This window comes from Micromonospora sp. NPDC005710 (assembly GCF_040630995.1).
In the GTDB taxonomy this organism is placed as follows: Bacteria; Actinomycetota; Actinomycetes; order Mycobacteriales; family Micromonosporaceae; genus Micromonospora.
The window spans coordinates 33,488-57,452 of the sequence record NZ_JBEXYP010000012.1 but is presented as its reverse complement, the minus strand read 5'-3'; the positions used below and the strand labels follow the sequence as shown (position 1 = coordinate 57,452).

At 70.2% G+C, this 23,965-nt stretch carries 23 protein-coding genes; 7 read left to right on the top strand and 16 right to left on the bottom strand.

From position 1 onward, the window contains the following. Positions 1-28: 28 nt before the first annotated feature. Positions 29-658, top strand: coding sequence for a putative glycolipid-binding domain-containing protein (locus tag ABZ406_RS17890; protein ID WP_357762471.1), 630 nt, complete (start codon positions 29-31; stop codon positions 656-658). 73 nt (positions 659-731) lie between these two features. Here ABZ406_RS17890 and ABZ406_RS17885 read toward each other — a convergent pair whose 3' ends face one another. Genes ABZ406_RS17885 through ABZ406_RS17875 form a run of 3 tightly spaced genes read right to left on the bottom strand, consistent with a single transcriptional unit; the run spans position 732 to position 3,182 of the window. Continuing rightward, a complete protein-coding gene (locus tag ABZ406_RS17885; protein ID WP_357762468.1) occupies positions 732-1,823 on the bottom strand; it encodes a PLP-dependent cysteine synthase family protein in 1,092 nt (363 codons plus the stop codon). 22 nt (positions 1,824-1,845) lie between these two features. Then, positions 1,846-2,673 carry an SDR family NAD(P)-dependent oxidoreductase gene (locus ABZ406_RS17880; RefSeq protein ID WP_357762465.1) on the bottom strand — a complete coding sequence of 276 codons (828 nt, stop codon included), beginning with the start codon at positions 2,671-2,673 and terminating at the stop codon, positions 1,846-1,848. A gap of 50 nt (positions 2,674-2,723) precedes the next feature. Then, positions 2,724-3,182, bottom strand: coding sequence for an Lrp/AsnC family transcriptional regulator (locus tag ABZ406_RS17875; protein WP_357762462.1), 459 nt, complete (start codon positions 3,180-3,182; stop codon positions 2,724-2,726). A gap of 270 nt (positions 3,183-3,452) precedes the next feature. Here ABZ406_RS17875 and ABZ406_RS17870 point away from each other — a divergent pair, with 270 nt between their 5' ends. After that, positions 3,453-3,719, top strand: a complete 267-nt coding sequence (locus ABZ406_RS17870) for a BldC family transcriptional regulator (protein ID WP_007454516.1) — start codon at positions 3,453-3,455, stop codon at positions 3,717-3,719. Positions 3,720-3,832: 113 nt separating this feature from the next. Here ABZ406_RS17870 and ABZ406_RS17865 read toward each other — a convergent pair whose 3' ends face one another. Next, positions 3,833-4,462: a UbiX family flavin prenyltransferase gene (locus ABZ406_RS17865; protein ID WP_357762460.1), complete on the bottom strand. Its 630-nt coding sequence runs from the start codon at positions 4,460-4,462 to the stop codon at positions 3,833-3,835. Between the two features lie 149 nt (positions 4,463-4,611). Here ABZ406_RS17865 and ABZ406_RS17860 point away from each other — a divergent pair, with 149 nt between their 5' ends. Then, complete coding sequence (locus ABZ406_RS17860; RefSeq protein ID WP_357762457.1) at positions 4,612-5,598, top strand: terpene synthase family protein; 987 nt, start codon at positions 4,612-4,614, stop codon at positions 5,596-5,598. Between the two features lie 34 nt (positions 5,599-5,632). Here ABZ406_RS17860 and mqnP read toward each other — a convergent pair whose 3' ends face one another. Both mqnP and ABZ406_RS17850 read right to left on the bottom strand, forming a co-directional pair. Further along, positions 5,633-6,598, bottom strand: coding sequence for a menaquinone biosynthesis prenyltransferase MqnP (mqnP, locus tag ABZ406_RS17855; RefSeq protein WP_357762454.1), 966 nt, complete (start codon positions 6,596-6,598; stop codon positions 5,633-5,635). Beyond that, positions 6,598-8,058, bottom strand: a complete 1,461-nt coding sequence (locus tag ABZ406_RS17850; RefSeq protein WP_357762451.1) for a menaquinone biosynthesis decarboxylase — start codon at positions 8,056-8,058, stop codon at positions 6,598-6,600. The genes mqnP and ABZ406_RS17850 overlap by 1 nt, the downstream gene beginning before the upstream one ends. Positions 8,059-8,370: 312 nt before the next feature. Here ABZ406_RS17850 and ABZ406_RS17845 point away from each other — a divergent pair, with 312 nt between their 5' ends. After that, positions 8,371-9,246: an alpha/beta hydrolase gene (locus ABZ406_RS17845; RefSeq protein WP_357762448.1), complete on the top strand. Its 876-nt coding sequence runs from the start codon at positions 8,371-8,373 to the stop codon at positions 9,244-9,246. 24 nt (positions 9,247-9,270) lie between these two features. Here the strand turns inward: ABZ406_RS17845 and ABZ406_RS17840 are convergent, their stop codons facing one another. Continuing rightward, a complete protein-coding gene (locus ABZ406_RS17840) occupies positions 9,271-9,825 on the bottom strand; it encodes a carboxymuconolactone decarboxylase family protein (RefSeq protein ID WP_357762445.1) in 555 nt (184 codons plus the stop codon). 97 nt (positions 9,826-9,922) lie between these two features. On the opposite strand from ABZ406_RS17840, the gene ABZ406_RS17835 reads away from it, so the two are divergent. Beyond that, positions 9,923-10,399: a MarR family winged helix-turn-helix transcriptional regulator gene (locus ABZ406_RS17835; protein WP_357762443.1), complete on the top strand. Its 477-nt coding sequence runs from the start codon at positions 9,923-9,925 to the stop codon at positions 10,397-10,399. Positions 10,400-10,469: 70 nt separating this feature from the next. After that, complete coding sequence (locus tag ABZ406_RS17830; protein ID WP_357762440.1) at positions 10,470-10,694, top strand: hypothetical protein; 225 nt, start codon at positions 10,470-10,472, stop codon at positions 10,692-10,694. Here the strand turns inward: ABZ406_RS17830 and ABZ406_RS17825 are convergent. The 7 genes from ABZ406_RS17825 to hemL all read right to left on the bottom strand — a co-directional run bounded on the left by ABZ406_RS17825 (position 10,679) and on the right by hemL (position 18,219). After that, positions 10,679-12,160: an ATP-binding protein gene (locus ABZ406_RS17825; protein ID WP_357762437.1), complete on the bottom strand. Its 1,482-nt coding sequence runs from the start codon at positions 12,158-12,160 to the stop codon at positions 10,679-10,681. The two genes, ABZ406_RS17830 and ABZ406_RS17825, sit on opposite strands and share 16 nt — an antisense overlap. A gap of 69 nt (positions 12,161-12,229) precedes the next feature. Continuing rightward, the gene (gene ccsB, locus ABZ406_RS17820; protein ID WP_357762434.1) at positions 12,230-13,207 is read right to left on the bottom strand and encodes a c-type cytochrome biogenesis protein CcsB; all 978 of its coding nucleotides are present in this window, start codon (positions 13,205-13,207) and stop codon (positions 12,230-12,232) included. Further along, positions 13,207-14,844: a cytochrome c biogenesis protein ResB gene (locus tag ABZ406_RS17815; protein ID WP_357762431.1), complete on the bottom strand. Its 1,638-nt coding sequence runs from the start codon at positions 14,842-14,844 to the stop codon at positions 13,207-13,209. Before ABZ406_RS17815 ends, ccsB begins: the two co-directional genes overlap by 1 nt. Beyond that, positions 14,844-15,662, bottom strand: a complete 819-nt coding sequence (locus ABZ406_RS17810) for a cytochrome c biogenesis protein CcdA (RefSeq protein WP_357762428.1) — start codon at positions 15,660-15,662, stop codon at positions 14,844-14,846. The genes ABZ406_RS17815 and ABZ406_RS17810 overlap by 1 nt, the downstream gene beginning before the upstream one ends. Next, positions 15,662-16,228 (bottom strand): TlpA disulfide reductase family protein, encoded by a 567-nt coding sequence (locus ABZ406_RS17805; RefSeq protein WP_357762426.1) that lies wholly within the window; start codon positions 16,226-16,228, stop codon positions 15,662-15,664. The genes ABZ406_RS17810 and ABZ406_RS17805 overlap by 1 nt, the downstream gene beginning before the upstream one ends. Beyond that, positions 16,228-16,875 (bottom strand): histidine phosphatase family protein, encoded by a 648-nt coding sequence (locus ABZ406_RS17800; RefSeq protein ID WP_357525907.1) that lies wholly within the window; start codon positions 16,873-16,875, stop codon positions 16,228-16,230. Before ABZ406_RS17800 ends, ABZ406_RS17805 begins: the two co-directional genes overlap by 1 nt. Positions 16,876-16,881: 6 nt before the next feature. Further along, the gene (gene hemL, locus ABZ406_RS17795) at positions 16,882-18,219 is read right to left on the bottom strand and encodes a glutamate-1-semialdehyde 2,1-aminomutase (RefSeq protein WP_357762423.1); all 1,338 of its coding nucleotides are present in this window, start codon (positions 18,217-18,219) and stop codon (positions 16,882-16,884) included. Positions 18,220-18,419: 200 nt separating this feature from the next. On the opposite strand from hemL, the gene ABZ406_RS17790 reads away from it, so the two are divergent. After that, positions 18,420-18,755, top strand: coding sequence for an STAS domain-containing protein (locus tag ABZ406_RS17790; protein ID WP_088951070.1), 336 nt, complete (start codon positions 18,420-18,422; stop codon positions 18,753-18,755). Between the two features lie 15 nt (positions 18,756-18,770). Here ABZ406_RS17790 and ABZ406_RS17785 read toward each other — a convergent pair whose 3' ends face one another. After that, positions 18,771-19,325 carry a response regulator gene (locus tag ABZ406_RS17785; RefSeq protein WP_357762421.1) on the bottom strand — a complete coding sequence of 185 codons (555 nt, stop codon included), beginning with the start codon at positions 19,323-19,325 and terminating at the stop codon, positions 18,771-18,773. Beyond that, positions 19,322-23,689 carry a HAMP domain-containing protein gene (locus tag ABZ406_RS17780; RefSeq protein WP_357762418.1) on the bottom strand — a complete coding sequence of 1,456 codons (4,368 nt, stop codon included), beginning with the start codon at positions 23,687-23,689 and terminating at the stop codon, positions 19,322-19,324. The genes ABZ406_RS17785 and ABZ406_RS17780 overlap by 4 nt, the downstream gene beginning before the upstream one ends. Between the last annotated feature and the right edge of the window lie 276 nt (positions 23,690-23,965).

The window sequence follows — 23,965 nt, the reverse complement described above, 5'->3', positions numbered from 1 at the left end:
GCCGAGCAGGTCGCGTAACGTCCGGCTCATGCCGACCATGCCGAAGTCGATCTTCTGGTCCCGGACGGACACCGCCGGCAGCGAGCAGGTCTTGCTCGACGACGGCCACGGGTTGGCGGCCCGGGGCACTCTGCTCGCCGTGGACCCGATCCCGTGGACAGCGCGCTACCAGCTGACCACCACGCCGGACTGGGCCACGAGCCGGGTCGAGGTCGAGGCCGAGGGCCTTGGCTGGCTGCGCCGGGTGACGCTGGAACGGGCGGCGGGCCGCTGGCGGGTGACCACCGCCGAGCAGGGCAACCTGGACGCCGCTCTGGTCGCGGCCGGTCATCCCCGGGCCGGCCTGCCCGGCACCGACGACCCGGACCGGCTGGCCGACGCACTCGACGTCGACCTGAGCGGCTCGCCGCTGTTCAACACCCTGCCGGTCCACCGGCTCCGGATGGCTGCCGAGCCGGCCGACGTGGCACACCGGATCACCGTCGCCTGGGTGCTGCTGCCCGGCTTGGAGGTGGTGCCGGCCGAGCAGATCTACACCGGGCTCGGGCCGGGTCGGGTGCGCTTCGCCAGCGGCACCTTCACAGCGGACATCGACCTGGACGACAGCGGTTACGTGGTGCGCTACCCCGGGCTGGCCGAACGGATCGACCCGCGCTGAACGGGTCAGGCCCGCGCTCAGCAGGCCAGGCAGGCCAGGCGGGTCAGAACCGCGCCCAGCGGGGCCAGGCGGGTCAGACCGGCCAGGCCCCGCTGGCCAGGAAGCGGTCGATGGTGGCCAGGTGTGGGGTCAGGTCGAGGCCCTGGGCGGCCACCCAGTCGTCGGCGTAGTAGGTGTCGGCGTACCTGTCGCCCGGGTCGCAGATGAGGGTGACCACCGAGCCGGTCCGGCGCTCGGCGAGCATCGCGGCGATCAGACCGAACGCGCCCCACAGGTTGGTGCCGGTGGACCCGCCGACCCGGCGGCCGAGCAGCGCCGATCCGGCGCGCATGGCGGCCAGCGACGCGGCGTCCGGCACCTGGACCATCCGGTCCACCACAGCGGGTACGAACGACGCCTCCACGGTGGGCCGGCCGATGCCCTCGATGCGGGAGCCCCTTCCGGTCCGTACCGACCAGTCGGCGGCCAGCCAGGCCGGGTAGAACGCGGAGTTCTCCGGGTCGACGACGCAGAGCTTGGTGGCGAGTCGGCGGTACCGGGCGTACCGCCCGATGGTCGCGCTGGTGCCCCCGGTGCCGGCGCCCACCACCACCCAGGCGGGGATCGGGTGCCGTTCCAGCTCCAACTGCGCGTAGATCGACTCGGCGATGTTGTTGTTGCCCCGCCAGTCGGTCGCCCGTTCGGCGTAGGTGAACTGGTCCATGAAGTGCCCGCCGGAGTCCTCGGCGAGCCACCGGGCCTCGACCACCACGCCTGCCGGGTCGTCCACCAGGTGGCACCGGCCGCCCTGGAACTCGATCTGCGCGATCTTCTCGGGCGACGTGGAGGCGGGCATCACCGCGATGAACGGCAGGCCCAGCATCCGGGCGAAGTACGCCTCGGAGACGGCGGTTGAACCCGACGACGCCTCGACGATCGTGGTGCGCGGCCCGATCCAGCCGTTGCAGAGCCCGTAGAGGAACAGCGAGCGGGCCAGCCGGTGCTTCAGCGACCCGGTGGGGTGCGATGACTCGTCCTTGAGGTACAGGTCGATGCCCCACTCCCGGGGCAGCGGGAACGGCAGCAGGTGGGTGTCGGCCGAGCGGTTCGCGTCCGCCTCGACGGCGGCGATCGCCTCGGTCACCCAGGTCCGGCTGGATTCGTCGCACCGGTCGAGATGAGTCACGTTCGGAAACCTAGCAAGCAGGTCAGCGGCGGTCAGCGCCGGTCCGGCGGCGTTGGCGGCGCTGACCGGCGCGGCCGACGGCCCGGACCAGCGGGGTCAGCGCGACTGCCAACCGGGGCAACGCGTCCAACAGGCGCACCTGCGCACCCCGCCACCGGGGCAGGCTGACCACCGGGCGGGGTCGACGGGCCAGCCGGACCGCCCGGTCGGCCACCCGCTGCGCGGTGAGCATCGACCCGGTGAACGAGGCCACCGCACCCGGATCGTCCAGCCGGTCGTGCAGCATCGGGGTCCAGATGCCGTCCGGGCAGAGGCAGGAGACGTGCACCCGCCGGTACCCGGCCATCCGCAGGTCGGACAGGGTGCCGAGGCTGAACGCCAGCAGGGCGTGCTTGCTCGCCGCGTACACCGTCTCGCCGGGTGCGGCGACCAGCCCGGCCAGGGATACGACGTTGAGCACGTGGCCGTGGCCCTGCCCGCGCATCAGGGCAAGCGCGGCGAGGGTGCCGTTCATGGCACCGAGGGCGTTCACGTCGAGCACCCGACGGCGGGTCGGGGCGTCGTGCTCCCACGACGGCCCGGTGACCAGGATGCCGGCGTTGTTGACCCAGAGGGCGAGGTCGCCCTGACTCGCGGCAGCCGCGGCGACGGCGGCGCAGGCGTCCTCGTCCCGGACGTCCAGGGCGGCCGACCAGCCGCCGAGCGGCACCGCGACGGTCCGCACCGCCGCCGCGTCGAGGTCGGTGAGCAGAACCGACCAGCCGTCGTCGTGCAGCGCGGTGGCGATGGCCCGGCCCAGGCCGCCGGCAGCGCCGGTCACCACGGCCACGGGACGCGCCGGCGGGGTCATCGGCGCACGCTACCGCCGGCCGCCCGGGCGACACCAGGGGTACGCGGTGGTCAGGCCGCGGGCGTGCCGACCGGCTGGGGGCGGTTCTCCCACTTCGTGGAGAGCGCGATGGCGGTACGGGTGGAGGCGACCCCCGGTGTCCGGTTCAACCGCACGATCAACTGCTCCAGCTCGGCGATCGTGCCGACCCGCGCCTTGAGCAGGAACGACTCGACGCCGGCCATGAAGTAGCAGGACTCGATCTCGGGCAGCACCCGCAGCGATTCGAGCATGTCGTCGGTGTCGGCCCCGGAGTCCTCGACGACGCCGATCAGAGCGGTGACACCCAGCCCGATCGACTCCGGTGCCACATCCGCGCGGTAGCCCCGGACCACGCCGCTGCTCTCCAGCTTGCCGACCCGCTCGTGCACGGCCGGGGCGGAGAGGCCCACCTGTCGGGCCAGTTCGGCGTACGAGAGTCGGGCGTTGCCGCGCAGCAGGTCGACGAGGCTCAGGTCGATGGCATCCACAGAGAGTGACCCTAACCGCTGACGCGTTACGTGCGGCCTTCGGCACCCGTTGGACTGAGCGGTGAGTCACTGTTCATAAACCGCCGGTCAGGGCCGAGGTAGCACCAGTAACATTACTAACTCCCCACTCAGTGCATTTTTCGCGTTTGGGCGGACAGGCCATGTCCCCGGTGCTGTAATTGCCATACGTCCCTCATGACGGCTCTGGGCTACGCACCAGCCGGGGGCAGTGTGTTCAGCCGGGGGCTTCGTCGACGCGAGGAGGGGGCTGTGGACACTGGAGATCGCCTGCTGACACCGGGTGAGGTCGCCGCGCTGTTTCGGGTAGACCCGAAAACTGTGACGAGATGGGCGGCGGCCGGCCGGATAGGAAGCATCCGGACTCCAGGCGGGCATCGCCGGTTTCGGGAATCCGAGGTGCGAGCCCTGCTTGAGGGGGAGGGCATGCTGGACGAGGTGGATGAGGTCGGAAAGCCACGCAACGTGGGGCCGGCCGCATCCACGGGGCCGGGTCCGGCCAACGCCGGCATGTACTGAACTGGTGCGGACAACGCCACGCGGACCGGACACCAGTCCGGTCCGCGTACCGCTCCGGCCGACCGCCGGGCGGCACCACCGCTCACGCTGAGCAGCGCGGTGATCGGAACGGCTCAGCTTCGGTTCGCGCCGAGCTGACCGGACCACCGCCGGAACAGTGTGTGCGGGACGCCGAGCGCGTCCAGCACCTTGCCGGCCACGAAGTCGACAAGTTGCTGCGCGCTGGCCGCCGCGCCGGCGCCGTAGAAGCCGGGGCTGGCCGGCAGCACCACCGCGCCGGCGTCGTGCAGTGCGATCAGGTGCTCCAGGTGGCTGCGGGTCACCGGGGTCTCCCGGGGGACCAGCACCACGGGGCGGCGTTCCTTGAGGTTGACCTCGGCGGCACGCTGCAACAGGTCCTTGGAGAGCCCGATCGCGATGCCCGCGCAGGCTGCCGTGCTGGCCGGGACCACTGCCATTCCGCGTACCCGGTAGGAGCCACTGCTCGGCCCGGCGGCCAGGTCGCCGGCCGGCCAGTGCCGTACGTCCGCCGTGGTCAGGTCCCGGCCGAGCCAGGCGCCGAGGTCCTCGACCCAGTGGCCGTCGCGGAAGGGTCGACCGGTCTCGTCGAGCACTGTGAGTCGCGCCGCCCGGGACACGATCAGGTCCACCGGCTCGCCCGCGTCGAGGAGGCCGCCGATGACCGCCGCCGCGTATGGCGTACCTGAGGCACCGGAGACCCCGACCACCCATGGTTCCCGCATGCCCCCAGCCTGCCTGGTCCTGCTGGTCGGCCGGTGGGCACCCCCGGGGTTGCCCGTCCGAGATGTCAGGCGGGGCACCTGCCCGTCCAACGACCTGAGATGCTGCGCGGGGCGATTCGCACCGGAACCATCTCGCGGAGGAGGCATCGGTGACGACCGGCGAAACCCTCCGGGCGCTGCGCGCCGAATGCCCGATCCCGCCCCGGCTTCCACCACCACACGCCGACCGTGTGCAGGCCTGGCTGCTCGGTGTGCTGCCCGAGCTGGGGCTTCCACTTGACGACGCGGCGCTGCACCGGCTGTCCCGGGGGGCCTTCGCCCGGTACGCGGGGCGGCTCTACCCGGAGGCGACCGAAGCCGACCTGCGGGTGCTGGCCGCGCTGTTCACCTGGTTCTTCCTTGTCGACGACGCCTGCGACGGGCCGAACCGGTTGACGCCGGAGCAGATCCGGGCGTTGCGCAACGGCACGCTGGCGCTGCTGCACGACGGCACCCGGCTGCGGCAGACCGGGCTGACCGGCCCGCTGCGGCGACTGTTGGTGCTGGCCTGGCGGGAGCCGCGCCGCCGGATGCCGGCCCGGTGGCGGCAGCGCTTCGCCGACGCGGTGGCCCGGCACCTCGACGGCACCTGGCAGGAGGCGGTCAACAAGGAGGCCGGTCACCGTCCCAGCGTCGACGAGTACGTCGAGTTGCGTCGGTCGACCTCGGCTGCGGAGGTGTCGTACCCGTTGGTGGAGTTCGTCAGCGCTCGACCGTTGCCCGACCCGGTCTACCACCACCCGCTGCTGCGTCAGATCGCCCGCACCGGCAATGACCTGCTGTCCTGGTACAACGACCTGGCCTCGCTGGAACGGGACCGCACGACCGCCGGTGGGCACAACCTGGCCCTCGCCATCGAGGCCGAACTGGCGGTGCCGGAGGCGGAGGCTGTCGAACGGGCCGCCGAACGCTGGCGGGTGGCGATGCGACGCTTCGTCGCGCTGCGAGCCGCCGTGCCGTCGTTCGGCCCGGCGTTGGACGAGGTGGTCGCCGACCATCTCGACGGGATCGCGTACGCCGTGCGCGGGACGATCGACTGGACGTTCGAGAGCGCTCGCTACCCCGTCAGCGCCACACCGCCGACCGCACGGCCGTAGGCCGGACCGGCTCAGCCTCAGGCCCGGCTCAGCCTCAGGGCCGTAGGCCGAGGCGGATCACCAGGTCGAGCAGTGCGAAGAGGAACAGCGCGATGCCGACGAACCCGTTGGCGGTGAAGAACGCCCGGTTGACCTTGCTGAGGTCGGTCGGGGTGACCACCAGGTGCTGGTAGGCGAACGCGACAGCGGTGAGCGCCAGCCCGATCCACCAGAGCCAACCGAGACCGATGAGCGCACCGAACCAGACGAACAGTGCGAAGGTCACCACGTGCGCGACCGAGGAGGCGTGCAGGGCGAAGCGCCGACCGTACCGGGCGGGCACGCTGTGCACGCCGATCTCCCTGTCGATCTCGGAGTCCTGGCAGGCGTAGATCAGGTCGAAGCCGCCGATCCACAGCCCCACGGCCGCGCCGAGCAGCCAGGCCGGCCCGGAGCCGTCCAGGGTGCCGGTGACCGCCAGCCAGGCCCCGACCGGGCCGACCGCCTGGGCGATCCCGAGGATGGCGTGCGGCCAGTTGGTGAACCGCTTGGCGTAGGGGTAGACGACCAGCGGCACCACGGCGAGCGGCGCGAGCACCAGGCACAGCGGGTTGAGCAGGGCGGCAGCGACCAGGAAGACCACCAGCGCGACGGCCGCACCGGTCCAGGCCGTCCGCACGCTCACCGCTCCGGTGACCAGTTCCCGGCCGGCGGTACGCGGGTTCCGCGCGTCGATGGTGCGGTCGAGGATCCGGTTGGCGGCCATCGCGAACGTCCGCGCCCCGACCATCGCCACGGTGATCAGCAGCAGGTCGAGCCAGCGCACCCGCCCACCGAAGCTCTGCATCGCGGCCAGCGCCGAGAGGAAGGCGAACGGCAGCGCGAAGACGGAGTGCTCGACGGCGACAAGCTTCAGGAAGGCCCGCACCCTCGTCGGCGATCCCGCACTGTCGGCGGGGCCGGAAGGGAAGGAATCGTCGACCGGAAGCACAAGATCGCGGGGGTTGTTCGTGGTGGCCATTAGATTCCGTACTCCTTCCAGCGTTTGTCGACCAGGGCCGCGACCTCGAGCGCCATGGTCATCTCCTCCGGCCAACCGCGGGTGTAACCCTCGGTGGGCAGCTTGCGGGTCGCGTCGACGCCGGCCTTGCCGCCAAAGAACTGCTGGTACGACGAGTGGTCGAGGTGGTCCACCGGGCCCTCGGTGAGCAGCAGGTCCCGGGCGTAGTCGACGTTGCCGAAGGCCCGGAACGCGACCTCGTTGTAGTCGTGCACGTCGCAGTCCTCGTCGACGATCACGATCAGCTTGGTCAGCGACATCAGGTGCGCGCCCCAGATCGCGTTCATCACCTTCTGCGCGTGCTTCGGGTAGCGCTTACGGATCGACACGATCGCGCAGTTGTGGAAGACCCCGGCGGCCGGCAGGTCGTAGTCGACGATGTCCGGGATCATCAGCTTCAGCAGCGGCTGGAAGATCCGCTCGGTGGCCTTGCCGAGGCCATGGTCCTCCTGCGGCGGCTTCGAGGTGACGATCGAGTGGTAGACCGGCTTGCGCTGCATGGTCATCGCCTCGATGTGCAGCACGGGGAACGGCTCGACCGGGGTGTAGTAGCCGGTGTGGTCACCGAACGGCCCCTCGGGCAGCCGCTCACCCGGCTCCAGGTAGCCCTCCAGCACGATCTGCGCGTGCGCCGGCACCTGCAACGGCACTGTGAGGCAGTCGACCATCTCCACCCGCTCGCCGCGCAGGAACCCGGCGAACAGGTACTCGTCGATGTCGCTCGGCAGGGGCGCGCTTGCCGCGTACGAGACGACCGGGTCGCAGCCGATCGCGACAGCGACCGGCAGACGCTGCCCGAGCCGCTCGGCGACCGCGTGGTGTGCAGTGGAGTCCTTGTGGATCTGCCAGTGCATGCCCAGCGTGTTGCGGCCGTGCTGCTGGAGCCGGTACAGGCCGAGGTTGCGCTTGCCGGTCTCCGGGTGCTTGGTGTGGGTCAGCCCGTAGTTGTGGAAGATCCCGCCGTCGTCGGGCCAGACCTGCAACCCCGGCAGCCGGTTGAGGTCGACATCCTCACCCCGGTAGACCACCTCCTGGCAGGGGGCGGTCTTCACCTTGCGCGGCGGCACCGACTTGAGCTGCATGACCTTGCCGAGACCCTCCCGGATGCCCGACCAGCCCACCGGCAACTCCGGCTTGATCATCGCGCCGATCCGGGCACCGACCTCGTCGAGCGAGTCGACGCCGAGGGCCATCGCCATCCGCTTCTCGGTGCCGAACAGGTTGATCGCGACCGGCATCTCGCCCCGGGTCGGCCGCTCGAAGAGCAGCGCCGGGCCGCCGGCCCGCACCGTGCGGGTGACCACCTCGCTGATCTCCAGCGTCGGATCGACCGGGACGTCGACCCGGCGCAACTCCCCCGCGCGCTCCAGCGCCGCGATGAAGTCCTTGAGATCGGTGTACGGGAAGCCACGAGCCGCCATGTCGCCCAGTCTCCCGCACCGGCTCCCGCACCACCCACGCCGGGTGCTGTGACGCTCGCGATTCCCCGCCACGACCCGGCAGACGGCGCGGCCGGGCGGCGGCGGACGCCTAGATCGACTCGGTTTTCACGAAGTCGCGGTGTCCCAGGGTGCCGGACACCACGACTTCATGAAAGGCGAGTGGATCTAGGCCCGCACTGGCGGGGCATGGCGGGCGGTTGAGCGGGTAGCCGGGCAGGCGGCGAACGGCAGAGGACCCTGCGGGCGAACCGCGCAGGGCGAGCACGGGCGAGACGGCGGACGGAGGCGGCGATGGGCGGGGAACGGGTTCCGGCGGGGTTCAGCGAGGAACGGGCGCGGGTCGGCCAGATCACCATGAACTACGTCCGTGGCGGTGCCGGCCCGCCACTGGTGCTGCTGCACGGCTATCCGCAGTGCTGGTACATGTGGCGGCACCTGCTGCCCGAGTTGGGGCGCTCCTTCGACGTGGTAGCGCCCGACCTGCGCGGTTTCGGGGGCAGCGACGCCCCGGACGGCGGGTACGACAAGAAGACCGTCGCCGCCGACCTGCACGGACTACTCGACCAGCTCGGTCTTGTCAGTGACCTTCGGCTGGTGGGGCACGACCTGGGGACCATGGTGGCGTACGCGTACGCCGCAGCCCATCCGCAGCGGGTGAGTCGACTGGTGCTCAGCGAGGCGCCGATCCCGGACGAGAGCATCTACACGTTCCCCGCGCTCACGTCGGCCGGCCCCGGCGTGTGGAACTTCGGCTACTTCTCCGTCGACAACGGCCTTCCGGAGGCAATGGTCGACGGGCGGGAGTCGCTCTGGGTGGACAAGTTCACCGACGCCCTGATGATCCGCAAGGGCAGCATCGCCGGGCCCGACATCGAGGAGTTCGCCAGTCATCTGCGCGACCCGGCGCATCTGCGGGCCAGCTTCGCGTACTTCCGGGCGTTCGAGCAGGACATCGCCGACAACACGGCGTACCGGGACACCAAGCTGACCATGCCGGTGCTGGCCGTCGGCGCGGCGGCCAGCCTCGGCGGGCAGGTCGCCGAGCAGGTTCGCCGGTACGCCGACACGGTCCGCGGCGAGGTGATCGAGGACTGCGGGCACTGGTTGTACGAGGAGCGCCCCGACGAGATGCTCGCCCTGCTGCGAGACTTCCTCGGGGCGTCCTGAGCAGCGGCTGACCAGCGGCTTCGGTCAGGCAGCGGGCGTCCAGGCGTGAGCGGCCAGTGGCGGATCGAGCGGTGCCCGGGTGAGCCGGTTGGCGAAGGTGGAGATGGTGTACGCGCCGACGCCGAACACCACGTCCAGCGCGTGCCGGGGCTGGTAACCGGCGGCCAGGAAGTCGTCCACCTCGGCGTCGGGCACCGCGCCCCGGTGCGCCAGCACGGCGAGGGTGAACCGGCGCAACGCCTCCAGGCGCGGCTCGGGCAGCACCGAGCCGCCACGCAGCGCGGTGATCAGCTCGGGGGTCGCGTCGAGTCGGCCAAGGGTGCCGGTGTGCAGGGCGACGCAGACGTGGCAGTCGTTGGTGGTGGCGACGGCGAAAACGACCACTTCCCGCTCCAACGGCGTGAGATCGGTCTGCTCGAAGCCCGCGTTGGCGGTGAGGAAGCCGTTGAGCAGTTGTGGTGACTCGGCCATCAGCGCCACCGCGCTCGGCAGCCAACCGAAGCGGCCCCGCACTCCCTCGATGGTCCGGCGGGCGGCAGCGGGTGCGGTTTCGGCGGTGTGCTCGGTGAAGACGGACACGGTTACCTGCTTTCGACAGCGTCGGTCGGGAGCGGCGATGTCGCACCCCGTACGATGGTCAACGTGGTTGACGAAATAGTAAACGTGGTTGTCGAACATGGCAACCGCTGATCCCGCGCGTCCTGGCTTCGCGCTACCGCTGCTGCTGCTGGCCGGCTTCCGGACGCTGATCGACGATCTGCACGCCGAACTGGCCCGGGAGGGGCATCCGGAGCTGCGACCGCTGCACGGGTTCGTGCTCCAGGCCGTCGGCACGGACGGCACCACCGCCACCGAGCTGGGCCAACGGCTGGGCATCTCCAAACAGGCCGCCGGCAAGACCGTCGACCGGTTGGTGGCCGTCGGCTACCTGGAACGGGTCGACGACCCCACCGACGCCCGGCGGCGGCTCGTCCGGGTGACAGCGCGCGGCGCCGACGGGCTACGCCGCTCGGCCGAGATCTTCGACCGGCTGCGCCAGCGGTGGGCCGACACCCTCGGCGCGGAGCGGGTCGACGCCATGGAGGACGACCTCGGCAGGATGGCCTCGGCCAACTGGTTCCGGCTCGACGTGCCCGGCTGGTTCGGCAGCTGATCCGATGGCACGGCGACAGCGCGGTGGCGGATCGGCGGCGGATCGGCGGCAGGCGGGGCAGTGTGGATCCATGTCGGACGCCTTCGTCGTCGGTGACCCGGACGGGTTGTCTCCCCTGCTGGTCGCGCTCCGCGATGCCATCGCCCGGGAACTGCACGCCCAACTGGCACTGCGAGGCGAACGGATCGCGCTGGCCGACCTGCCCGAGGTGTCGTACCAGATCACGCTGCGCGTAGACGAGACCCTGCGCTGCACCCGACCCGGTGCGGCCGGACGCGCTCAGTCGCCCGAATAGAGCCTCGACGGATCGACGAGGATGACATCAGGGCGCTGAACGGCCGCGTCCCGAAGCTCGTCAGTGAACCCCGCGGCGCTCGCGAGCAGCAACCGGACGTCCCGCACGTCCAGCCCGGGACGAGCGGCAAGCAGGTCACGCGCTCGGGCCAGTCGATCCAGCTCGGGCCGACCCAGTGTGCGACCCCACTTCACCTCTCCGATGGCGAGCAGCGGCCGAGGGCCGTCGCCGAATGGCGGCTCGCCGAACGCCACCAGATCGAGTTCCAGGCTGGTACGGGTGGACGGATCGCTCAGGACTGCCGCGCTGGCCTCAGCGACAACTCCGCCGAATGTCTCCGGCGCGGCAAAGCGCAAGGCCCATTGCCGGACGATTTCCTCGAACGCGGGCCCCAGCACGCCACTTGAGTACCGGCGGTTGGAACGCCTCCAGACGTCCGCGCCACGCCGCTGCTCCAACGCCGTCCAGGAGGGCCGCATGACTGACTGGTAGAAGGTGATCAGGGGTTCAGCGATGCGGTAACGGCTACGCCCGCTGCGGAGCGGATCGGGCTCGCGGATGAGGAGGCCGGCGTCCTCAAGGACGGTGAGCGGGTGCTGGAGGTCGGTGGCCTTCCGTCCGATGTACCCAGCGATCCCTCCCCGGGTGCCGTTACCTTCGGCGACCGCGGACAGCACGGAATGGTAGAGCGCGGTGTCCCGCAGGTCGGGATCTTCGGCCAGCAGATAGCGAGCCTCGCGGAACAGCGGGCGGGCCGGATTCAGCACGGCACGGACCACCCAGTCGTCAAAATCGTCTGGCCCGTCGGGTACGTCGTCCTGGACGTACTCCCGTCGGTAGGCCGGCGTGCCCCCGACGATCGCGTACACACGGACAGCGAGTGACGGATCATCGATGCCCCAGAACGTCGCGGCGGCCCGATAGTCGAGCGGCGGCACGGGCAGTTCCAACCCGGCCCGTCCGCGCAGCGGGGCTGAACCGGCGAGCAGACCACCCATGAACGACAGCGCCGAACCGCACAGCAGCAGGCGCGCACGTGATTCGGTGCGCTCGACCCGGCCAGGCGTCAGAGCGTGCTGAATGATCGACGGGAGGTCCCGACTGGATCGGGCAAGATAGGGGAACTCGTCGATCACCACGGTGACCGGGCGACGCTGGCCCAGCGCGAGCAACGCGTCGACCGCATCGGACCAGTCGTCCAGGCGAAGCGGACCAGGCGCATCGGTGTGCCGGCCGAGTGCCTCCCCGAGTCGACGCAGCGACTCCGCTGGGGTCGCCTCGGTCGCCCCGAAGTAGAAACCGTCGGTAGCGCGAGCCAACTCATACAACAGCAGAGTCTTGCCCTGCCGGCGACGACCGCTGACCACGCCCAACGTCGCGCCGGGGCTGTCGTTCGTGGCGAAGCGGGCCAGCTCCGCCCATTCGACGTCACGATCGAAGATCCTGGTTGGTTTCGAGAGCTTCACTGGCACGTCCCTGCAGAATGTAGAACCACGCTTCTTAGAAGTGTAGTTCTACATTCTGCCGAATGTGGGTCAGTCGAGCCCGCCGTACGAGTGCAGGCCGGTGAAGAAGATGTTCACGCCGAACAGGTTCATCAGCATGGTGAGGAAGCCGAGTACCGCGATCCAGGTGGCCACGTTGCGCTTCACGCTGGGCGTCGCGCGGGCGTGCAGGTAGCCGGCGTACACCACCCAGGAGATGAACGCCCAGGTCTCCTTCGGGTCCCAGCCCCACGGCCGACCCCAGGCCGCCTCGGCCCAGATGGCACCGGCGATCACCGCGAAAGTGAAGATCGGGAACGCGAAGGCGTGCAGCGCGAAGGTCAGCCGCTCCAGGCCGGCCGCGCCGGGCAGCCGCTTGGCCAGGGTGTACGGGAAGCTGCGCTTGCCCTGCTCGTACCCGTTGCGCATCAGGAAACCGACCGCCGGCACCACGCCGAGCAGGAAGATGCCGGACGCGAAGACGATCGTCGAGACGTGGATGATGAACCAGTACGAGTTCAGGGCCGGCACCAGCGGCACGATCGGCACGTACAGCACCAGCTCGGCGGTGGCGACGAGCAACACCATCACCAGGGTGAGGAAGAGCCCGAGCTTGCGCAGCGACGGCCGCTTCGACAGCACCACCAACCAGGCGGCCACCCCGATGAACGTCACGGTGAGCACGAACTCGTACATGTTGCCCCAGGGCATCCGATCCGCGGCGAGCCCTCGGGTGACAAGCGCCGCCAGGTGCAGCGCCGCGGCGACCGCTGTGGCACCCACCCCGACCAGGCCCGCCAGCCGGGCCCGCCGGGCTGAGCGGTCGGTAGTGGGCGGCGACGTCACCGACGCGGCAGGCGTCGCGACGACACCGCCGCCCGCGCCGACACCCACCAGCTCGCGCACCGGAGCCGCCTCGGCGACCCGGGTACGCACGTTGCCCAGCGCATACTCGACGGCGTGCCCGATCATCGCGATCAGGTAGACCAGGATCGCGAAGGTCACCAGATTGTCGGAGAGTGCGGACATCACTCGGCTCCTTCTCGCACGCCGGCCCGCTCAGTGGAGTCAGCTTCAGGCCGTTCGGCACCGTTGATCGCGGCGACGAGCTGCGTGAACTCGTCGGCGAACCCTGGATAGTCGGTACGCGGCAACCCACCGACCTCCATCAAGCTACTACCGTTCGTCGGAGATCCTTTCCCGGGGTCGGCCGGCAGCACCCGGAAGAACACCCGGCGACGCTTCCCGAACAGCGAACCCATCAGCCCGACCAGCAGGACACCGCAACTGACCAGCAGCATCGTCGAGCCCGGGTCGTGCCGGACGGAGAGGGTGACGTACCGCTCGGTGCCCAGGAACTCGACAGTCGTGCCGTCGTCCAGCTTCCAGGTCTCGCCCTTGCGGAGGAGCTTGGTGCCCACCTCTTTGAGCTTGCCGTTGCGCACCTGCCGCTGGTCGAGTTGGTAGACCGAGCCGGGGATGCCGGCGTCCAGGCCGAGGTTGCCCCGGTAGGCGACCAGGTTCAGTGCGGGGTTGCGCTCGGTCGGGTACTGCGACCTGACGAACGGCGCCTGCTCGGGTGCCGTGGGCAGGTAGATGCCGGTGAACGCCATCTGCAGGTCGGGCACGCGCCGGCCGGTCGCCGGGTCGACGTTCGCGTCCGGGAACTGGGCCAGCCCTTCACTGGTCAGGCCCATGTCGCCGGTGGTCAGGAACGGTTCGTCACTGACCTGGCTGTTGCCGAACCGGTCGGTGTAGCGGATCACCGGGGCGTACCCGTGACCGAGCAGGTAGACGCTCGCGTCCTTGAGGCGCAGCGGCGAGTTCACCGAGAAGTCGGCGCTGCGGGTCGGCTCGTCCGGGCCCTCGACGGTGACAGTGGCGTTGAAGAACTCCGGCTGGCCGGACGGCAGGAACCGGGCCTGGAAGTCGTCCAGCCGCAGGCAGAAGCGGGGCAGGTCGGCGCTGTCCACCTGGGGGCCGAGCTTCGCTTCGGCGTACTGCTGGCGGGTGTTGCAGAACGCGTTGTCAGCACCCGCCACCAGCAGACGGTTGCCGCTCCAGCCGTACCAGGAGCCGAGCGCCACGCCGATCAGCACAGCGATCAACGAGGTGTGGAACAGCAGGTTGCCGGTCTCCTTGAGGTAGCCCTTCTCGGCGGAGACCTCGTCGCCGCGCACCTCGACGCGCCAGCGGCGCTGGCGCAGCATCTCGGCGATCGCCGCCGCCCCACCGGGCGGGGCGGGCAGCACCGTGTGCTGCGGCAGCCGGGCCATCCGCTTCGGTGCGGCCGGCGGCCGGGACCGCAGTGTGCGGACGTGGTCGCGCAGCCGGGGCGTGATGCAGCCGATCAGGGAGGTGAACAGCAGCAGGTAGATCGCCGAGAACCAGACCGAGCCGAAGACCTCGAACGCGCCGATCTGGTTCAGTCGGGGGGCCCAGTCCGGGTGGTCGACGAAGTACTGGTTGACCCGCTCCGGGCTGATCCCACGCTGCGGCAGCACCGAGCCGGGGATGGCGGCGATCGCGAGCAGGAAGAGCAGGATCAGCGCCGTACGCATGCTGGTGAGCTGCCGCCACGAGTTGCGCAGCAGGGCCAGCAGCCGGTTGGGCCGGCGACGTGGCGCGGGCGCCACGGTCTCCGGTCGGTCGTCGACGACCGTCATCAGATGCTCACCTCGCCCACCCCGACGGTGGTCTGCAGCCAGATCACGAAGCTCTGCCATCCGCCGGTGACCAGGGCCAGGCCGATCAGGATGAGCAGGGCGCCGCCGACCCGGGTGACCCAGCGGCTGTTGCGCCGGATGGCGCGGAAGACCCCGAGCAGGCGTTCGAAGCCCAGCCCGAAGACGATGAACGGTATCCCCAACCCGAGGCAGTACGCCACGGCGAGCACCACGGCGCGGTCGCTCTGGCCGCTGGCGGTGGCCATGCCCATCACCGCGCCGAGCGTGGGGCCGGTGCAGGGCACCCAACTGAGCGCGAAGACCGCCCCGAAGACCGGTGCGCCGAGCAGCCCGGCCGACGGCAACCGGGAGATCCGGAACTCCCGTTGCAGAGCCGGGATCATCCCGAGGTAGCTCAACCCCGCCACGATGATCAGCAGGCCGACGCCGATCTGCAACTCGCGCTTGTAGTCGAAGAAGACCCGGCCGATGCTGGCGAAGAGGATGGCGGTGGCCACGAAGACGACAGTGAAACCGCCGATGAAGAGCAGCGTCCCGGCGAGCACCCGCCCCTTCACCGCGCCGGCCCGCGCGACCCGCTCCTTGACCGCGACACCCCCGGAGGGCGCAACGGGGTCGTCCGCCGGTTGGCGGCCCTCCAGGTCGGCGCCGGCCAGGCCCGTGACGTACGACAGGTAGCCGGGAACGAGCGGAAGCACGCACGGGGAGAGGAAGCTGACCAGGCCGGCGAGCGCCGCCGCGCCGATGGCGAGCAGCAGCGGCCCGCTGAGGGCCAACTGCTCGAAGGTCTCACCCATCAGTTCGGGGCCGACTTCTCGGCGGCGACCCGTTCGACTATCGGCCGCAGCTCGTCTCTGGTCACGGCGCGGCGGATCACCACCGCGATCTGACCGTTGCGGTCGAGCACCACAGTCGCTGGCGTCGCGTTGGGCGGGATGTCGAAGTTCAGCGCCTGGCTGCTGGACGGGTCGAAGATGCTCGGGTAGGTGACCCGCCCCCGCTCGAAGGCGATCGCCTTCTCCAGGCTGTCCTGCACGTTGATCCCCAGGAAGGTCACCCCGGACGCCTTGGTGGCCTGGTAGGTGGCCTCCAGGTCGTCGGCCTCCGCGCGGCAGGGCGCGCACCAGGAACCCCAGAAGTTGACGACGACCACCTGGCCGCGTGCCTGGGAGACGTCGTACTCACCGCCGGTGAGCAGTTCGCCCACCACCTTCGGGGTCTTCGACCGCTGGTCCGGCGCACAGGTGACGGTGAGGCCGTCGCTCGAGCAGCTCTTCTCCCCGCCGCCCCCGGATGTGCAGCCGGCCAGCGCCACCGCGGCGACGGTGGCGAGCAGGCCGGCGGTCCACCTCCGGGCGTTCATCAGGCCCCCTTGGCCGTCCGGGCGGTCGCGGAGAGAGCGATCAGGTGCGCGGCCGGCTCGCTGTAGCCGATGCCCGCCACCTTCGCGCCGTCGAAGTGGAACGAGGTGAGGCTGGCCAGCCCGCACTGCCGCTTGCGCGGGTCGTGCCAGAGCCGCTTGCGCTCGACGTGGCGGCGCAACGTCCAGATCGGGAGCTGGTGCGACACCAGCACCGCCTCGCGGCCCTCGGCGGCGACCCGGGCGGCGTGCACGGCGGCGAACATCCGCTCGGCGATCACCCGGTACGCCTCACCCCAGGACGGGGTCACCGGGTCGCGCAGCACCCACCAGTTGCGCGGGTCGCGGAACGACCCGTCACCCGGGGAGACCTTCTTGCCCTCGAACCAGTTGGCGCTCTCGATCAGCCGCTCGTCCACACCGACTGGCAGCCCGAACTGGGCGGCGATCGGCTCGGCGGTCTGCTGGGCGCGCTCCAGCGGGCTGGCCACCACGTGCACGATCTCCCGCTCGGCCAGGCCCTGCGCGGCGGCCTTGGCCATCTGCACACCCAGCTCGGAGAGGCGGAAACCGGGCAGCCGGCCATAGAGGATCTGGTCCGGGTTGTGCACCTCGCCGTGCCGGAGCACGTGCACCACTGTCTTACTCAAGGTTTTTTACCCCCCGTGACCAGCCGCTGCCGCCGCGTTCGCTGCCGTCGGCAGCGCGTCGGCGATGTGTTCCAGAGCGGCGTCGTCGAGCGCCGCCGACACGAACCACGACTCGAACGCGCTCGGCGGCAGGTAGACGCCGGCGGCGAGCATCGAGTGGAAGAACGCCTTGAACGCCGGCACCTGCTGGGTGCGCGCGCTGTCGTAGTCGACCACGTCGGCGTCGGTGAAGAAGATCGAGAACATGCTGCCCGCGTACGACAAACGGTGCGGAACCCCGGCGGCGGCCAACGCGTCGGACGCCAGCTTGCCCACGACGGCGGCCGTGTCGTCGAGCTTGCGGTAGAGCGCGTCGTCGGCGAGCCGCAGGGTCGCCAGACCGGCGGCGCAGGCCAGCGGGTTACCGGAGAGGGTGCCGGCCTGGTAGACCGGGCCGGCCGGCGCGAGTCGCGCCATGATGTCCGCGCGCCCGCCGAACGCCGCGGCGGGCAGGCCACCACCCATGACCTTGCCGTACGTCCACAGGTCCGCGTCGGACGCGTCGAGGCCGTGCCACCCGGAGCGGGAGACCCGGAACCCGGTCATCACCTCGTCCACCACGAGCAGGGCGCCGTGGGCGTGCGCGATCCGGGCGAGCTGCTGGTTGAAGCCGTCGCGGGGGGCCACCACGCCCATGTTGCCGGCGGCGGCCTCGGTGATCACCGCGGCGATGTGCTGACCCTCGGCGGCGAACGCCTCCTCGACGGCCCGGATGTCGTTGTACGGCAGAACGATCGTCTCGCTGGCCGCCGCGCCGGTTACACCGGGCGAGTCGGGCAGGCCCAGGGTGGCCACGCCGGAGCCGGCGGCGGCGAGCAACGCGTCGACGTGGCCGTGGTAGCAGCCGGCGAACTTGACGATCTTCGAGCGGCCGGTGAAGCCGCGGGCCAGCCGGATCGCCGACATGGTCGCCTCGGTGCCCGAGTTGACCAGGCGTACCTGCTCCATCGGGGTGCGGTCGACCAGTACTGTCGCCAACTCCACCTCACCCGGGGTGGGCGTGCCGAAGCTGGTGCCCAGGGCGGCGGCGGCCTGGACGGCCTCCACCACCTCCGGGTGGGCGTGCCCGAGGATCAGCGGGCCCCAGGAGCACACCAGGTCGACGTAGCGGCGACCGTCGGCGTCGTACAGCCAGGGGCCCTCACCACGAACCATGAAACGCGGGGCGCCGCCGACCGCCTGGAAGGCGCGCACAGGGGAGTTCACCCCGCCCGGCACGATGGCGCGGGCGCGGTCGAACAGGGCCTCGGAGGCCGGCGCGTCGGCTGGGTAGCGGCCGGACCCGGCGGGAAAGATGTCGGTCACGATGCCGCCATTGTGACAGCGTCGGACGGTCAACCAGCAGCCACCCCGTGGCGGGGTTACCCGGCTCACCCACGACCTGGGGCCGGCAGGAGCACCGACACGGGGGCCTCGTGGCCTGGACGGCGGCCGTTCGTGGCCTGGACCGCGTCGTCTCGTGGCCTCGACAGGCCAGGTCCGTCGGATCGCGCTAGGCTGACCGGGTGGATCGTGCCGAACTGTCCATCACGCTACACCGGACGGGCGACGAAGCAGTGCTGCGCCTAGCCGGTGAGATCGACATGCTCACGGCGGCTCAGCTCTCCACCGTCGTCAACGAGGTGCTCGCCGACCCGCCGCCGAAGATCGTGCTCGACCTCGGCGGCGTGACCTTCTGCGACTCCCAGGGCCTGGGCACCCTCGTCGTGCTCAGCCGCAAGGCCAGCCACGCCCAGAGCCTGCTGATGCTGACGCACGTGGGCGACTTCCTGATCCGCGTCCTGGACATCACCGGTCTGCGCAGCGCCCTGATGATCCGCAACGACCAGCCCACCGGCTGAACCGCCCCGCCGCCGTCAGGCGGTGTTGCCCCAGCGGGCCTGTTCGAGCATCCGTACCGCACGGTCACGGACCTCCGGGTCGTCCGAGCGCAACAACGCGGTCGCCTCGTCGACCGCGTCGGTGAGCCGACGCCACTGGTTGTCACGCTCCCGCACCAGATCCGACTGGGTGGCCAACTGCCGGGTCTTCACCCACAGCTCGACGAAGACCGACACCTTGGCCCGCAGCACCCACGGGTCGAACGGCTTCGTGAGGTAGTCCACGGCACCCACCTGGTAGCCGCGAAGAGCGAGCTGGGCGTCCCGGTCGGCGGCGGTGAGGAAGATGATCGGCACGTGCCGGGTCCGTTCGCGGCGCTTGATGTGACTCGCCGTCTCGAAGCCGTCCATGTCGGGCATCTGCGCGTCCAACAGGATCACCGCGAAGTCGTCCACCAGCAACTGCTTGAGCGCCGCCTCACCGCTCTCCACCGCAACGGACTGAACCGGCAGGCCCTGGAGGATCGCCTCCAGGGCCGTCAGGTTCTGCCGACGGTCGTCCACGAGCAGCGCCTTGGCGATCTGGGTCACGAGGTCTCCTCGGTCCGGCTGCCGTTGATCCAGGACGACATCAGTTCGATCAGGTCGTCCAGGTCGACCGGCTTGGTGATGTAGTCGCTGCCCCCGGCAGCGAGCGCCGACTCGCGGTCCCCCGGCATCGCCTTCGCGGTCAGGAAGACCACCGGAAGGTCGGCGAACCGGTGGTTACGGCGAATCTGACGGGTCGTCTCGTAACCGTCCTGGTCCGGCATCATGGCGTCCATCAGCACGATGTCCACCTCCGGATGCTCGGCCAGCAGGCGGACACCGTCCGCCCCGTTGTCCGAGTACAGCACGGTCATCCCGTGCAGCTCCAACGCGCTGGTCAAGGCGAAGACGTTCCGGACGTCGTCATCCACGATCAACACGGTGGCGCCGTCCAGTTGACGGGTGACAGGCGCCTCCGGCCTCTCCGGCAGCAGTTCCAGCGGCGGCATCAGCAGCGACGACGGCAGGCCGGCACGCTGCGGAGACGGCGCCTGGGGCGCGACCACGGCGTCCGGGGCCAGCACCTGCGGCACGAACAGGGTGAAGGTCGAGCCCTGCCCGGGAGCGGACGAGACGGTGATGGTGCCACCGATCAGTCGGGCCAGATCACGGCTGATCGACAGGCCCAGGCCGGTGCCGCCGTAGCGGCGACTGGTCGTGCCGTCGGCCTGCTGGAACGCCTCGAAGATGATCGACAGCTTGTCGTCGGAGATGCCGATCCCGGTGTCGATGACGGTGAACGCGATGACCTGCTGGGCGTTCGTCAACGCCGGCACGTCGAAGATGGCGTTCTCCGCGGCCGGGGCGATCCGCAACGTCACAGCGCCGTTGTCGGTGAACTTCACCGCGTTGGAGAGCAGGTTGCGCAGGATCTGCTGCAACCGCTGCGCGTCGGTCACCAACGCCGGCGGCAGATCCTTGCTCACGCGTACCTGGAAGTCGAGGTTCTTCTCCTCGGCCTGCGGCGCGAACGCCTGCTCGACGTAGCCGCGCAGCTCGGTGAAGCGGACCTCGGTCGGCTCGACGTCCATCCGACCCGCCTCGATCTTGGACAGGTCGAGGATGTCGTCGATCAGGCGCAGCAGGTCCGAGCCGGACCCGTGGATGGTCCGCGCGAACTCGATCTGCTTCGGGCTGAGGTTCTGCTCCGAGTTCTCCGCCAACAGCCGGGCCAGCAGCAACAACGAGTTCAGCGGGGTGCGCAACTCGTGGCTCATGTTGGCCAGGAACTCCGACTTGTACGCCGACGCCCGGGTCAGCTGCTGCGCCTTCTCCTCCAGGCCCAGCCGCGCCAGCTCGATCTCCCGGTTCTTCGTCTCGATGTTGCCCTTCTGCTCGGACAGCAGCGTGGCCTTCTCCTCCAGCTCGGCGTTGGTGCGCTGCAACTCCGCCGACTGCTCCTGCATCTCGTGCGCCAGCCGCTGCGACTGGGCCAGCAACTCCTCCGTACGCCGGTTGGCCTGGATGGTGTTGACGGCGATGCCGATGGTGAGCACCAGCCGCTCCAGGAACGACAGGTGCAGCTCGGAGAAGGCCGACACGCTCGCGAACTCGATCACCCCGAGCAGCTCACCCTCGAACAGGACGGGGAGCACCACCAGGTCGGACGGGGGTGTCTCGGCCAGACCCGAGCGGAGGGTGAGCCGGCTGTTCGGGGAGGCGCTGACCCGGATGGTGCGCCGGGAGAGCGCGGTCTGCCCGACCAGCCCCTCGCCCGGCCCGAAGGTGACGTCGTGCCCCCGTGCCACGTACCCGTACGAGGAGGTCAACTTCAGCCGCATGCTGCCGTCGGCGTCGTCGGCCAGGAAGAAGGCCCCGAGCTGGGCGTCGACCAGCGGGGTCACCTCCGTCATGATCATGCGGCAGACCTCGCCGAGGTCGCGCTGGCCCTGCAACAGGCCGCCGATCCGGGCCAGGTTGGAGTCCAGCCAGCCCTGCTCGGCGTTCTTCTTGGTCGTCTCCCGGAGGGTGACGATCATCTGGTTGATGTTGTCCTTCAGCTCGGCGACCTCGCCCTGCGCCTTGACGGCGATCCGCTGGGTCAGGTCGCCGCGGGTCACCGACGTGGACACCTGGGCGATGGCCCGCAACTGCGTGGTGAGCGTCGAGGCGAGCTGATTGACGTTCTCGGTGAGGTCGCGCCAGGTGCCGGAGACGCCCTTCACCTGCGCCTGACCACCGAGCTTGCCCTCGATGCCGACCTCGCGGGCCACCCGCGTGACCTCGTCGGCGAACGACGACAGCTGGTCGACCATCGTGTTGACAGTCGACTTCAGCTCCAGGATCTCGCCCTGGGCGTCCACAGTGATCTTCTGCGACAGGTCACCCTTCGCCACGGCGGTGGTCACCGAGGCGATGTTGCGGACCTGGCTGGTCAGGTTCGACGCCATCGAGTTCACGTTGTCGGTCAGGTCACGCCAGGTGCCGGAAACCCCCTTCACCTGCGCCTGACCACCGAGCTTGCCCTCGGTGCCCACCTCGCGGGCCACCCGGGTCACCTCGTCGGCGAACGACGACAACTGGTCCACCATCGTGTTGACAGTCGACTTCAGCTCCAGGATCTCGCCCCGCGCGTCCACAGTGATCTTCTGCGACAGGTCACCCTTCGCCACCGCGGTGGAGACCTGGGCAATGTTCCGCACCTGGGCGGTCAGGTTCGAGGCCATCGAGTTCACGTTGTCGGTCAGGTCACGCCAGGTGCCGGCGACCCCGCGTACCTGCGCCTGACCACCGAGCTTGCCCTCGGTGCCCACCTCACGGGCCACCCGGGTCACCTCGTCGGCGAACGACGACAACTGGTCCACCATCGTGTTGACAGTCGACTTCAGCTCCAGGATCTCGCCCCGCGCGTCCACCGTGATCTTCTGCGACAGGTCACCCTTCGCCACCGCCGTGGTCACCGAGGCGATGTTGCGGACCTGGCTGGTCAGGTTCGACGCCATCGAGTTCACGTTGTCGGTCAGGTCACGCCACGTGCCGGACACGCCCTTCACCTGCGCCTGACCGCCCAGGTTGCCCTCGGTGCCCACCTCGCGGGCCACCCGCGTGACCTCGTCGGCGAACGACGACAACTGGTCCACCATCGTGTTGACGGTGTTCTTCAGCTCCAGGATCTCGCCCTGGGCGTCGACGGTGATCTTCTGGCTCAGGTCGCCCTTCGCCACCGCCGTGGAGACCTGCGAGATGTTGCGGACCTGGCTGGTCAGGTTGCCGGCCAACTGGTTCACGTTCTCGGTGAGGTCCCGCCAGGTGCCGGAGACGCCGCGCACCTGGGCCTGACCACCCAACTTGCCCTCGATGCCCACCTCACGGGCCACCCGCGTCACCTCGTCGGCGAACGACGACAACTGGTCCACCATCGTGTTGACGGTGTCCTTCAGCTCCAGGATCTCGCCCTGCGCCGCCACCGTGATCTTCTGCGACAGGTCACCGCGCGCCACTGCCGTGGAGACCTGCGCGATGTTACGGACCTGGGCGGTCAGGTTCGACGCCATCGAGTTGACGCTGTCGGTCAGGTCCTTCCAGGTGCCCGCCACGTTCGGCACCTCGGCTTGCCCGCCCAGCTTGCCCTCGGTGCCCACCTCGCGGGCCACCCGGGTCACCTGCTCGGCGAAGAGCCGCAGCGTGTCGGTGAGGTAGTTCATCGTCGCGGCCAACTCGGCGACCTCACCACGCGCGCTGACCGTGATCTTCTGCGACAGGTCGCCCTTCGCCACCGCCGTCGCCACCTGCGAGATCGACCGCACCTGGCCGGTCAGGTTCGACGCCATGGTGTTCACCGAGTCGGTGAGGTCCTTCCAGGTGCCGGCGACGCCCCGCACGTCGGCCTGACCACCCAACTTGCCCTCGGTGCCCACCTCACGGGCCACCCGGGTCACCTCGTTCGAGAACGACGACAGCTGGTCGACCATCGTGTTCACTGTGCGCCCGATGCGCAGGTACTCACCGCGCAGCGGCCGACCGTCGATCTCCAACGCCATGTGCTGGGACAGGTCACCATCGGCGACCGCCACGATCACCCGGGCGATCTCGGTGGTCGGTCGACCCAGGTCGTCGATGAGCGAGTTGATCGCCCGCTGCCCCTCCGCCCAGGAGCCGTCCAGCCCCTCGTCGTCGAGCCGCTCGGTGAGCCGACCGTCGCGGCCGACGATCCGGCTGATCCGCCGCAGGTCCAGGTACTGCCGCTCCTGGAGCGAGACCACCTCGTTGAAGGCGTCCGCCACCTCACCGGCCGCTCCGGCACGGCGGGGAAGCCGGACCTTCAGGTCACCGCGACCGATCCGTCGCAGTGCCTCGGCCAACTCACCGAGGAGCGCCTCGTGGTCGGACGCGGACGGATCCGCCACCGACTGCTTCGCCGTGGTCATCATTCCTCGCTCAACTCGGGGGGCGCCGGTCCGTGCGGACACACCGGCACCCCATATTGTGCCCGCGCGCGCCGCAGTGCCAGGGCACGCGACCCGCCGGGTGGGACCGATCGCCTGCCCGACCCGCCCGATCGGCGACGCGCCGGCACGACCTGCCGCAAACCTCGCCCGACTCCCGGACCTGTCGATTCGACGCGCCCACCCGCACGCCGCCGCCCGCGCCGCTGACCGACGCGACAGCCCGCGAACCGTGATCGGCTTGGCACCCGGCCGGGG